This is a genomic window from Bordetella genomosp. 7 (assembly GCF_002261265.1).
In the GTDB taxonomy this organism is placed as follows: domain Bacteria; phylum Pseudomonadota; class Gammaproteobacteria; order Burkholderiales; family Burkholderiaceae_B; genus Bordetella_A.
In genome coordinates this window covers 36137-48948 of record NZ_NEVK01000008.1, presented here as the reverse complement: position 1 = coordinate 48948, position 12812 = coordinate 36137, and the positions used below count along the sequence as shown (strand labels likewise).

Here is a 12812-nt window from a genome sequence, read left to right as displayed (position 1 = left end):
GGGTAATGAACTTCGGATGCAGATGGGCTCGTCCCAGATCGACCGGCGTCCGAAAAGACGTGAGAATCGAAAGTGTGATTGGAAATGGATAAGCGATATGGCTAGGTCGCCATAGTTGATGAGCCGACCTACTCGTTCATGTCGCAAGGCAATGTCCGTTTGTAGACACACGAAATGCGTCTTTCAAGCGACTCGCTCACGTCCATCCACGGCCTGGCGCTAGACGGCCACCGCATTTTGGTCATTGGCCCCACGGGAGGACGTTCCAGGGTGCATGCTCATTCGGCAGTGGCGATTGACGATAAGCTTTACTCGGCCGTTGGTAACCAGGTGGCGTGCTTGTCGATGGCGTCGCCCTTTGAGCTTGCCTGGTCAACGCAAGTGGATACAGCGACGTGTTCTGATGTCTATTGGGCGCCAGAGCGGGCCGCTCTGATTTCCCAGGGGGAACTCGGTATTGCGCGCTTATCACTAAATGGGGATTTGATCTGGCAGGCGTCGGGGAATGACATATTCGCCGAGGGGTTTTGCTTGCTGCCTGACTGCGTAGAAGCGGTGGATTTTGGTGGGGGGTTATCGGTTTGATTATGGGGTGGTGGGGTGGGTGGGTGGTTGGTGAGGGTCATAACCGAAAAGAGCAAATATCGGTTGCTTGAGCGATAGACATATCAGCGGAGCGCAGCGAGGCAAACGGGGGCGCAGCGTTGTAAGCCGGAATCGAAGCGACCCACATTGGGTTTTATGGCTAGTGGGCGGGGAGGGCGTATATCGGCGCGGACGCACAATCCGGTTTGTACCGTTTTCATATCGCTGTTCACTGCGCATCGCAACTTGCGCGGTAGGAGAGTGTCTGTCCGCGTTCGACCTGGAAGGGACGTTCGATCTTGCCGGGAGCGGCCGTTCAATGCACCGCGGCCTTAAACGGATTCGTCTCCTTCCTGAAGGCTGTAAGTAACACCGTGCCCTACAGGTAGAAGCCTGATAACGTTTTGTACGGCTTGCTCGGTCTTGGGGCCCCAATCCCGGCGCATGAGGTGAGTCATGCCGGCGTGCTCTAGTAATCGTTTTTGATCTTTGAAATAGTGACGTTCGAGATTTAACCCGGCAGCTGTAGCCCTTGGCCCTTCCTGTCGGAGGAATTCATCTATCGGAAGCGAGCCTTTCGCAGACACGAAGAGGTCCCGCTTCCAGGGTATTGCTTCTTGAATCTGCTGAACCCCAACGTTCAATTCGAGCGCGACCTTCACAACGTTAAAGATTAAATCTCGTTTACTCAAGGAATTGAAGTCTTTGAACGGTGTGTGAAGAGAGTACTTTGCGAGACTGCGTGCAATCCGCTCGCTTTCAGCTATTCTTTCAACAGCCACCTTGTTTCTGACCGCGATTTGATACTCCTCCGCTCCAGGTAGCGGTATAAAACGATCGACGTCGAGGAAGACCTTGCCGTCATTGCTGTATGGCGTCAGTCGGGCGCATGAAATGTTGAGGCCCCTATCGTTGAGCCAAAGGACGGTCGATGTGATCTCCTTGTGGAACGTCGACGCAGCCAAAACTATGCGCACGGATTCGCCGAATTTCGCGTCGATTTCAAGAAAGTCGGCAATCTTCCGTTCGGCTTCGTCGCCAGGAATCCCACGGGAGCTCAGATAGGTCTGGTACGTGTCAATAGCCTGCGCAAGTGTCATTGTTGACACCATCGCAGCGTAGCGGAGCGCTTGTAGTTCCATGTGGCCTGCATCGTCTCGCTTTAGCTCAATAACCACTAGATCGCCCGTCTTGTGGACCCCGAGCAGATCGATTCGCCGGTTGCCTTCAGACCAACTATTGAATTCTTCAGAAATAACCAACGTGTCCGGTGAGATGACGTCGATGCATTCCCGTAAAAGGCGCTGAATGTCGGCCCGCTCATGCAAACCGAGGCTAGAAAACGTGACTTCCTGTAAAGGCCGAATCGTGTCACTGCGCATTTCATAAACTGGCATAGCTTCTCGAGTTAATTTTCGATTGAAACCCCATTGTCGACGATCGTCGCAGCACGGCCGAGCGGCCGGAGTTGGCCGAAAGCCGTCATCTCCGCACGAAGTCGCCCCTAATCAGCCTAAGGACCAGCTCCCCTATGCCGGCACATAAAAATACCTCAGTGGCACTAATTGCTTAGTGACCGTATCCGTTTCCTGATAATTCGCCATGAGTGTTCTAGCGAGTTCGTCTAGCGTCCAAAGCGTGAGCGGTACGTTGGCGCGGTCGGCTTCGTACAGCGCGTCTTTGGTGAAACCTCCGGTACTGACATAAAGGCCTCGGTCATCTTTGTGGCGACCACCCAAGAAGCTCCGTATCTGGTGACTGGAAATACGGCCATCGCGGTGCTTTACTTCGACGACGATGCGTGGTTGTTGAAACCCGAATCCATCGGGAGACGCAAGAATGTCTTTTCCTCGGTCTGAACCAGCCGGGGACACGTTTGTCTTGTAGCCCATCGCCCGCAATAAACCGGCGACGAGCTCTTGCATCTCATCCCAATCCAAGCGGTTGATCTGATCCTTGATACGCTCGAATGCGATTTCGCTCAGACCTTTGAGGGGGTCGTCCAGCTGTTCGTCATCGAGTTTTTCGAGCGTGGGTATTACGTTGCTAGGCTTGCCCGACGCTAATGCCAGAAGTTCGTCTCGTGCAAAGTCGGGAACTTTGAACACAGTGAGGGTTGAACCGAGGCTGTTCTTGCTGGCCGTGCTGAGCAAGTCTCGATCAACCTCGGTCGTGCTCCATTCGACGGTGCGGATGAGCGCCATTCCGTCCTCAACGATCTCGGGGTCGTATCGAGCGCTGCTAGTGAACTTTCCGATTAAATACGTGCGGGTCGCCGGTGAATAGGTGACGACCGCATCTCCTTCTTTCACTTCATTCACAAAGCGGTAGACCTGCGATGCACCTGAAATAGCGGTGCCTTCTTTGATTCCGGGTTCTACCGCCAGGTATTTCTGGGTTAATGCTTGTCGGGAAACGCCAGGCTTCGCTTGCGCGGCAATTTGACGCCACCCGATAGCAGCGACGTTCTTATCGCGAAACTCGTCATAGAGGCGCCCGGCGTCTCCTCGAATCATCCACATGGTTTTCATATTTCCCGTAACCTCTTCGGTACCCATTCAAGATTTTGACGTCACACGACAAGAAATTGGAAAAGGCCATCCGCGATATGGCGCATATGCGTGCCGATCCCGTGCTGCTTTTGCCGTCGAGTTTGGCGTTTTTTGGGCCCGGCGGCGGACGTATCGAAAGGATGTGGTCCGCCGCTCCCGCCAGCGTCTTGTGACCACCGGTCTTGAATCCAGAGTAGTCGTATCCGTCCAACATGGCGCGCAGCACATCGAGCTTTTTCAGCATCACCGCCAAGGCCTCGGGGGCGTCGACGGTCGGCCTGCCACGACCCTTGCTGGCGGTGTATTCCTTCATCGCGGCTTTGAGTTCGTTGCCGATACCGATGTAGTTCACGACCAAGCCGCCTTGTGTGTCGCGGAATACGCGGTTCACATGGGCGATGGCCTGCATCAGGTTATGGCCCTTCATCGGCTTGTCGATATACATCGTATGCAGTGAATGTTACTGAGCGATGGTTAGCATAAACGTTCCAGGCGGCCTTTGTTTATGCTTTCTCATGGAGGTACCACATTTGTTGGCCGGTACGGCAGCTACCGACGCCCAGGCCCATGCCGGCAAGGCCCTCGATGGGGCGATCAATCAGGTGCCAAAGCACCGATATCAGCCCTGAAGCGACGCGTGGTGGACGACCGGGCTGAGGAAACGTCGGGCGTGGCCGTTCTTGATGGCGCTAGTCTGGCTGGCGGGTTCAGTCAATGCTGCCAAGCTAATCAGGCGTCGTCGCTGAGTGCGGTGGAAATGGGGGGATTGACCGGGTCTGATGAATGCCCATCCCTCGTTGATGAGGAAAAGAGCTGAGCCATGGCGGCTTTTAAATTCTGGTGCCCGGGGCCGGAATCGAACCGGCACGCCTTGCGGCGGGGGATTTTGAGAATGACGGAATTTGAGATGATAAAACCCGCTGGAACCCGCTAAGCCGCGCCAGGCTTGGTTTTCCGGAGGGTCGGCTCAATTTAGCATTACGCTGGAATTGGACGATTTTGGGCAGCTTCGCTCTCCCGTGGCTCCTATTTGGTTCCTGGAAATCGTCATTTAACAGGAGGCGTTATGGCTATTTTGAAGTTGACCAAAACCGTTGTGGAAACCGCCGTCGCTGCGGCCAAGGACTACGAGCTTCGTGACACACTCGTTCCAGGCTTCGTTTGCAAAGTCACCACCAAGGGAAAAAGGATATTTGCGCTTCAGTATCGCACAAATGCGGGGGAGCGCCGTAAGCCGACCATCGGTCGCTTTGGAGAGTTGACCGTTGAACAGGCGCGAGAGATTGCACGAGACTGGCTTGCCGATATTCGGAAGGGGCACGACCCTAGCGCGGAGAAGGCTGCAGCCCGTCGAGCTTTGACTGTCAAAGATCTGTGCAAAAAATTCATTGAGGAGTACTCGACGCCGCGGAACAAGCCCACTACGGTTGAGACTTATCAAGAGCACATCGATCGCTACATCATCCCGACCTTAGGCCGCATCAAAGTGCCAGACCTAACACGCGCTGATGTGAGTGAAATGATGCGTGCTTATTCACGAATACCTTCGACCATCAACCGGGCTTTTGCGTGCCTGCGTAAGATGCTGAATATGGCTGAGGTGTGGGGCTATCGTCCAGACGGCTCGAATCCTTGTCGTCATGTGCCGATGTATCCAGAGAAAGGAAAGACTCGCTTCATCACCGACGAGGAGTTGGTGCGGATATACGAGTATCTGGATCGAGCGGATGAAGAGGGCTTGGAGCATCCGCTATTGACCCTTGGTATACGTCTGCAGTTTTCTTTTGCGGCACGCATGTCTGAAATTAGGATGCTCGAATGGGCTTGGGTGGATCTTGAGAAGCGTCGGGTGGAGTGGCCTGACAGCAAGACGGGAAAAATTTCCAAGCCGGTGAGCGAAGATGCTTATCAGCTCCTCTCTACGGCTCCTCGTATACAAGGATCACCGTATGTGTGTCCTAGCGTGTTTCGTGCAGATAAGCCGATGTCTGAGGGCACGTATAAGAATGGCTGGACGCGTATTCTGAAGCGTGCTGAGGTCCCTCATGTCGGCACACACGGTATTCGACATCGAGCGGCTACAGATATTGCCAATTCTGGGGTGTCGGTCAAGATCGGTATGGCACTTACGGCGCATAAAACAGCAACGATGTTCATGCGCTATGTACATGCAGAAGATAGTCCTGTCCGGGAGGCTGCCGAGCGTGTCGCCAGCTTGCGTAAGGATCTGGTGGGAGGACAAAAAGAGAGAGCTGATTTCCAGGTTGCTCTCAGGCCGGTTGAAAATAGTTGGCTGCGTACCAGTTTGGGGAAGTATCGACCATATCGACATCGCAGGGGACTGGATCGAGCTGTTCGTCCTGGGAGCAACCACGCCGATACGTCGAAGGTGAGGTAGCCATGGTGACTGAGAGAACGGCGACAGAAGAGCAACTCGTAGAGCGCTACGGCATCTTGCTATCGCTGGGTGATTTGGCAGATGTACTTAAGCGAAGCAAAGATGGGTTACGCATCGCATTGGTAGGAAATTCGGAGTTCGCTAGGACGTGGTGCTCTATCAAGAAGAAGATTGGTCGAAGAGTTTATTTTCGTGCGAGTGACGTCGCTCGGCTAATTGACGGATATCGGGAACGTTGACTGGGTTAAGGATTCGATAAGAAAACCGTGGTAATGTTTATGCGCAACGTTCACACCGAGGATGGCCCGGCGCGCCAAGCTGCTATTGGTGCTGCTTCGCACGCCAGGCCAGAACTATAGGCACGACAAGCTCGGCAAGGCGCTTGGTGTCATCCGAAGTTCCCGAGCAGCCAAATGAGAGCGATATAGTAACAAGGCAAGCCGATTCGATGAGAGGCTGCACGGTATTCAAGAATCTAACGATTTCTTCATCCGGCCATAGATCGCTGCCATATTCCGTCGTAGACTCTCTGTTGAAGAGATCGAGGCAAAGGTCAAATATCAGTGGGTATGCCGGGTCTATGCTGGCTAACGATTCGGCGGAGGTGTGCAGCATTTGTGTGGTGCCAGACGCAGCGAGAACTTCGTCTCCGACCCCGATGTCCCATTCATTATCCTGTTTGCAAAAGAAATGGACGACATCGAAGCGGCCCCGCATAACTGCCGGTGCAATAAACGAGTCGTATCGGATCCAGTCGTCTTCAGAGATCAAAAGATGCAGTCCGTTGAGGTCGGCGGCCAGCATTGCTGCCTCCTCTGCGGGACTTTCGAAGAAGTCATAGCATCCATCCCAGTGATAATCCGCGTGGACAAGAGTGAACTTCCTCACGCCAGCCCCTTCGGCGTGGCGTTCCCAGACCCACAGCGCCCACTTATGGTTGTCCATCAACCATGTCTCGAAGCCGAGGTCCGTTATGTACTCGTCGTTGCGTTCAAGCGCTTGATAATCGAGGGCCACCACCGCCTCCACGAAATTAGCCATCCCGAGTTGCGGGACAGGATAGTTGAATGTAACTCATTTTACTTCTTGAAATAATCGCGGTATGCTGCTTTGCTCATAAGCCAATAGCCGCAGTTCTAGTGGAGGGGGCGAGTGGCCGGTAAACATCACGACCTAGTGAATTTCACCAAGAAGTACAAAGGCGATTTGTACGAGTTTTTTCTCGATCTGAAGCGCTGGCGGAAGTTTAAAACAAGGCACAACTTGAAATGGCAAAAACTGCGTTTCGGTGACGCGAGTCATGCATCCGTGCCGAAGGAACGAGGCATCTATGCCTTTACAGTGGAACTTGCGCCGTCCAAGTTGCCCATGCACGGATATATCCTGTACATGGGTATTACCGGAGATACCTCCAGTGCAAATCTATACAAGCGATATGCCCAATATCTGAGACAGATGAAAAACAAGGTCGGGCGCCCGCGTGTGTCCATGTTCTTGGAAAATTGGTCGGATGACCTATTCTTCAATTTCGTTCCACTCCCAAATCCTAAGGTCGACCTCCGTAAGCTGGAGGATGCCTTTCTGGACGCTGTGATACCTCCTATCAACATTAAAGATTTCAGCGCGGAAATTACCGCGGTGAGGAGGGCGGCCTTTTGATGAAACACGATCCTTTAATCATACCCGCCTTGCGGGGCGCGATCGGCGACTGGATCTATTACGCCTGCCTGATGCCTATGGTTGAGATCGGGACGCGGGTGGATTACGCGGAAGCGATACATCCTGACAAGGCTCTGTCCCAGCTGATTCAGCGGAGCCTAGAGGGGGCTCGGGCGCGCCACATTGCCGAGTATCTTACCTCTACCAAGGAGCGGTTTTTCAGCTCCCTTGTGTTGGCAACCTATGGCGGCAGTCCGGATTGGCTTGAGATAGGGAACTTCAAATCGACCGCTAACCAAGCTCTGGTGGAGTCTCTTCCGGAGAGTGCGACGGATTCGCTCGGCTTCCTGAGTCTAACTGGTATGGAGAGGATTTTCGCTGTGGATGGGCAGCATCGCCTTGCTGGTATCAAGCGCGTTATAAACGAAGGCGTTGATGTGTCCGGGGAGCAGTTGCCAGTGCTCCTGGTGGGACACAAGAAGAATGCGGCAGGGCTTCAGCGGACGCGTCGCCTGTTCACCACATTGAACAAGACTGCTAAGCCAGTACACAAACGAGACATCATCGCCCTGGACGAGGATGACGTGATGGCGATTATTGCGCGCCGGCTAGTTGAAACTAATGCATGGTTTCGCGACCCCAAGATCGCTGTTATAGCCAGCCAGAATATTCCCGTCGCCAACCGGACGTGCTTCACCACTATCTCGAGTTTGTACGACACGCTGAAGGTCATCTTCACGTACGAAATCAAACAGCGTTTCGAAAAGCGGGCCGATCAAAAGTTGCAATTTAATCGGCCATCCGACGCACGCTTGGACGAGTTTTACGATCTTGCTGTCTCATACTTTACGGCGCTTGGCAAAACGTTCAAACCTGTTGGTAGCCTGTTTTCCGCCAAGGATCCTGCATCGGTTGCTGAGGTGCACCGGGGGCCGCATGGTGGTCATCTATTGTTTCGTCCGATCGGGTTGGACATCGTCACCAAGACTGCCGTTGAAATTGCTCAAGTTCACGGCATCACTTTGCCTGACGCAGTGATGAGGTTGAAGCGGTTGCCCACTGACCTTGCTCGGGCGCCGTATCTCAATGTCATTTGGGACCCGGATCGACATAAGGTGGCTCGGGAGAAGGTGCTGGCGCACAAACTGGTGCGTTACATGGCCGGGCTTTCAGTTGATCCGGCCGAACTACAAAGCGCTTACGGTCTAACTCTGGGTGTCGATGCGGCAAAAGTGTCCTTGCCACGGCGCCTATAGGCGGGTTCCACAGCCTCGTTACCTATACTACCTTGCGCGGATGACTCCGCTCAAGGCTTGATTATCTTTGTTTGGTCGTCGACGGTCGCTGTCTCAGAGAGGGCGACCTCGTACTATGCCCGTGCGGATGCCGCCTTCAAGGCGCAAATACGGCTTTGTGCGTCATTACGAACCCGCCTCGTTGTATGAACGACGGTTCGCCTTCCCATTCCTGATACTCAGGCGGATTGGAGGAGGCGTTTGTGCCTCGTCAGGTGCTGGCCGGAATTTGCGACAAGCGCGTGGGCCCCAGGCTTTCATTGAGCTTCGTATCACGTTTGTGTATGCCTCTTGATTGCGAGGGCTGGCGTCCGCGTAGGTGTGACCTGACTCCGTAGTAGCCTCTGCAGGCCATCAGGCAAACGGTTTTACTGAAATTCCAAAATTATGGAATTGACAATTCTAATTCCATTTTTGTAGAATGGCCTGCATCAACTGTTGGAGTGTTCTCGTGGCTAGACTGAACGTACAAAGCGAGCGGGTGCAGCGCCTGATCGACGAGCGTCTCATTCCACTCTTCTTTGTGCACGGCAGTATTGGTGCTCTGACCAGAGTGCTCAACAGCGTGCTGCGGGATGCCCGCGTTGCTGGCACGCTCCACCCGAATCGGCTTCATACCCTCCTTTCCAACGACCTCGATCGAGGCGTCAATGAATCCACTATTGAGCTCATTGAGAAGGCTGCCGGCTTGGCTTTTGCGCAGGATTCCTCGCTGAAGGATCGCGCCGCTGAGGCCATCGCTGCGTTGCGAAGCGAAGCCTCGCGTCTGCACCTTTTTGCTGATGCGACAGGCTCAGAGGCGGCTACCCGTCTGGGTCTTCCGCTGGCGGTTGCCATCCGGCTGAACCCGGCATTCGCAGCAGGAGCGTATTTGGCCAACCCATCGACCATCTCTGCCGAGGACTTAGCAGACCAACGCGTCTTGCCGCCAGATTGGGGCTATCAGGACACCGCCGTCTCGCGCTGCTTGGAAGCATTCAGCCGCCGGCCCAACGGCCGCATTGGCCTCATCCTTCCGACGGGGGCCGGCAAAACGCGAACTGCTCTTCGCATCGTCCTGGCGATGCTCGCCCGCTCTGCGGATGTGAAGTCGCCGGTCTATTGGGTCACACACCGTCGCAATCTGCGCGAGCAAGCGCACCGCGAACTGCAGAAACTGATCGTCCAGGGACATGAGCAGTTGTCAGCTGAGCGGCTGACGGAACTCGCAAACCGAATTAAGTTCGTCATGGTCGGCGACCTCCCAGCCTTGCTCGAGGGGGCGGTGATCAAGCCGGTCCTTATTGTTGTCGATGAGGCGCACCACGCAGCTGCTCCCTCCTATGGTCCGGTCTTCGTCAATCCATGGAATGCACCCGTGCTCCTTCTGACTGCCACGCCGAACCGCTCTGACGCGCTTCCTATCGGTATCGACGAGATCGCGTACACGATCACCTATCGTGAGCTGGCCGAACGCCGTGCGGTCCTTACGCCCAAGTTCCTCGACCTGCCGGTGGACAACTTTGATTGGTCCCCAGAGGCGATCGATGACCTTGCCGACTTCATCGTCGAGCGTGCTGCCTCCGAATTCACCAAGGTGTTAGTGCTCGCACCACGTGTTGATCGGGTGGAGGAGTTCTATCACGCGCTCGCCAACCGACTCCCGCTGGACCACCCGTTGGAGCAGGAGGATCTCGGTTATGTCCACGGCACAGGCAATTCTTTGGGTATCGGCAACGAAGACTTCCTGGCACGCTTTAGCAATAAGCCGCGCGCCATCCTCATCTCCGCACAGCTATTACTGGAAGGGTTCGACGATCCTGCCATCAACACGGTAGTCCTGACCTATCCGTCTAGCTCCATTATTCGGTTGATGCAAGCTGCAGGTCGATGTGTACGCTACGCGCCAGACAAGCGAGCGGCTTACGTGGTACAGGCCCGTAATGATAGCTTGGCTTACCACTTCGACCAGCGTTGGCTCTACCAGGAGATCGACGATTTCCTACGGCCTCGGCTTCTGGACCTGGAATATGGCAGCCTAGACGACCTGCGATCGGCAGCTACCGAAGTGCTGTTGGCGCACAATGTCGATCCTGCCGTGTCGGCCCGCCTACTGACTCGTATTGAATCGATCGTTCCGGGCGAGACTTGTCGGCTCTTCCTATATGGATTGCCGTATTTTGGTGCTGCAGAGCACTTCGAGGTCGACGCAAAATGGGGCGCTACGCTCGAATCTCCTGAAGTGTCGAACCTGATGCGCGCTCTTTTCAATGGGTTTTGCGCATTGGGCGCAGACTTGTCAGACCCCTCGGATTACCTGCTGCGCGACGGGGCGGCACACGGCCTTGTCAAAGACACGTCGCCGGGCAGCATATGGCTGGCCATGACCGGCTTGCTCACAGCTGCCTATTTCGCCAAGCGTGAAGTGCACGGGCCGACGCCGATCGATTCCTCCGGTAGCCGTCCCTACCGCGCTAACGGTGCAACAACCTGGCTGAAGTACGTCACCTTCTCCTATCGACCCGCTGTGCCCTCGGCGCTGGGGGACTTTTTGGGTGACTGTCACAACGCAGAACAAGTCGCATCGCTGTATTTGGAGGACGTTGCTAAGTATGCCGTTGCGGTGAAAGTGCCGCTTCCTCTGGGGGGCTGCGAAGCGTTCCTTCTGGACAGCGTGGCGAAGCAGGAGTTCGATGACGCGACTTCTACGCTCCGTACCAAGCTGGCCGAGGCCGAGCCGGAAGACCAATTTGGGGTGCTAGCAGCATTCATCGTCGGCGCTTCCTACAAGGAACTTCCCGCGCGCTTGCTGCACCGTGCTGAATTTCTTGTGAACGCTGACCGCCGCGAGCGCGTTCTCGTCCTGAAAGATCCCTTGAACCTTGACCTGAAAGAGGTGTTCCATGCCTGACAACCAGAAGCCCATCAGCGAACTGCAAGACGCGAAAGAGGTCTCGTTCGACAAGATATACCTCGACCCAAACAATCCCCGCATCGCCCCGGAGAGCCCACCCGGGTACAGCGATACAGAAGCATTGTTCGCACCCAATCTCCAACTCGACCTTGAGCGGCGCGTGCGTGAAGTGTATGACGTTACTAATCTCGAGGAGTCTATCGTCGCCCACGGCTGGGTGCCGATCGACTCCATCATCGTTTGGGAACACCCTAGAAAGCCGGGCCATTTTGTCGTCGTCGAAGGCAACACGCGCACTGTGGCTCTGCGTTCGCTACGAGGCGAGCGCCTAGAGCGCGAACAGAAGAAGCTGGCAAAGCTGAAGAAGACACCCTCGCGCTTTGCCGAGGAGCTCAAAGTGCAGGAGGAGACGGTCGCCCGGTTGGAAGCCATTGTTGCCAAGACGAGCATGCTGCGCGTCTTCCCGGTGGCGGCCAAGACCGTAGAGGAACTGCAAGCTATTCTGCCGCGCCTGCTGGGCGTACGGCACATCAGCCACGCACGCGAATGGAAGCCGTATGCAACCAACTTGTACATCCTCTCCCTGTACGAACGGCTGTTTCGCCAGCGTCACGGCGACAAGGGTGCCTTGAGGCTGGAAGACGATCTTGTCAATCAAGTAAGCGAGCTTGTCTCCCTGGGAAGCACCAAGACTCGCCGCAATATCCAAGCAGCGTCAGCATTCACCCACTTCAAACGCGATTTTGAGGACCGGTTGCCCGAAGGTGAGTCGTTTAGCGACGAGGACCACTACTTTTTTGAGTTGATCCTGCAGAACTCTTACCCCAAGGAACAATTCAGCGTTACCAAAGATGCCCTACGTCTACCGCCTGAGTCGGAGGAGGTCTTGTTCCAGTGGGCATTCTCTAAGCCGCGTAGCGGCAAAGAGGATGAGAACGAGAACATCTTTTACAAGGCCGAGAGCGTGCGTCTATGGAATCAGATGGCTACCTACGACGGTAAGGCGCGTACCAACTTCGCAAAGCAGCTGGACGTCAATGCCCCTGAGGAGGCGCGCCCCATCCGAGTTATTGAGGCTGAATTTCTACAACACAAGACGCAACGAACACCGATCGAAGCGTTGAGTTCGTTGTTGAACACGCTGCAGGACCTTAAGGTGGACACGCTAGTGTCCCAGCAAGAGCACTTGCGCCCCATTCTGGCAAAGATTTCCCAGCTTGTCGGTACTTACGAGAAAATGATGAAAGCGGTTTGAGGCGCTCCCGTCAACACCCTGCGGGGATTAATGGTTTATCGCAAACTCCCTGAGTGGACCGCTAGCTCTTAGCTGGTCATCCCCGCGCCGACTCTCCAGATATTATGTGCCCCGGCAGTGACATTTGGAGGTCAAATAGTGCACCCAATACAGCCCTCACGGAACTGTATCCATG

Annotated in this window: 8 protein-coding genes, 1 tRNA gene and 1 pseudogene; 5 read left to right on the top strand and 5 right to left on the bottom strand. The window is 55.0% G+C overall.

Annotated elements, in window-relative coordinates:
• Window positions 1–917: 917 nt before the first annotated feature.
• The 4 genes and pseudogenes from CAL19_RS16100 to CAL19_RS19735 form a co-directional block, all read right to left on the bottom strand.
• On the bottom strand, window positions 918–1982 hold the full coding sequence (locus tag CAL19_RS16100) for an oxidoreductase (protein ID WP_094797380.1): 1065 nt from the start codon (window positions 1980–1982) through the stop codon (window positions 918–920).
• A gap of 132 nt (window positions 1983–2114) precedes the next feature.
• On the bottom strand, window positions 2115–3116 hold the full coding sequence (locus tag CAL19_RS16095; protein ID WP_094797379.1) for a restriction endonuclease: 1002 nt from the start codon (window positions 3114–3116) through the stop codon (window positions 2115–2117).
• 148 nt (window positions 3117–3264) lie between these two features.
• A pseudogene (locus CAL19_RS19850) lies at window positions 3265–3591 on the bottom strand (type I restriction enzyme subunit R domain-containing protein); the annotation flags it as partial.
• A 384-nt stretch (window positions 3592–3975) separates the two neighbouring features.
• A tRNA-OTHER gene (locus CAL19_RS19735) sits at window positions 3976–4083 on the bottom strand.
• 120 nt (window positions 4084–4203) lie between these two features.
• On the opposite strand from CAL19_RS19735, the gene CAL19_RS16085 reads away from it, so the two are divergent.
• Window positions 4204–5535, top strand: a complete 1332-nt coding sequence (locus CAL19_RS16085; protein WP_094797378.1) for a tyrosine-type recombinase/integrase — start codon at window positions 4204–4206, stop codon at window positions 5533–5535.
• 321 nt (window positions 5536–5856) lie between these two features.
• On the opposite strand, the gene CAL19_RS16075 is transcribed toward CAL19_RS16085, so the two are convergent.
• Complete coding sequence (locus CAL19_RS16075; protein WP_094797376.1) at window positions 5857–6576, bottom strand: UPF0489 family protein; 720 nt, start codon at window positions 6574–6576, stop codon at window positions 5857–5859.
• 111 nt (window positions 6577–6687) lie between these two features.
• Between CAL19_RS16075 and CAL19_RS16070 the strand changes: the two genes are divergently transcribed.
• From CAL19_RS16070 to CAL19_RS16055, 4 genes are all read left to right on the top strand, one after another.
• Window positions 6688–7194, top strand: a complete 507-nt coding sequence (locus tag CAL19_RS16070) for a hypothetical protein (protein WP_094797375.1) — start codon at window positions 6688–6690, stop codon at window positions 7192–7194.
• Window positions 7194–8450 (top strand): DGQHR domain-containing protein, encoded by a 1257-nt coding sequence (locus tag CAL19_RS16065; protein ID WP_094797374.1) that lies wholly within the window; start codon window positions 7194–7196, stop codon window positions 8448–8450. Before CAL19_RS16070 ends, CAL19_RS16065 begins: the two co-directional genes overlap by 1 nt.
• A gap of 490 nt (window positions 8451–8940) precedes the next feature.
• A complete protein-coding gene (locus tag CAL19_RS16060) occupies window positions 8941–11379 on the top strand; it encodes a DEAD/DEAH box helicase (RefSeq protein WP_212589909.1) in 2439 nt (812 codons plus the stop codon).
• Entirely contained in the window at window positions 11372–12637 is a 1266-nt protein-coding gene (locus CAL19_RS16055; protein ID WP_094797372.1) for a hypothetical protein, read from the top strand. The genes CAL19_RS16060 and CAL19_RS16055 overlap by 8 nt, the downstream gene beginning before the upstream one ends.
• Window positions 12638–12812 lie beyond the last annotated feature (175 nt).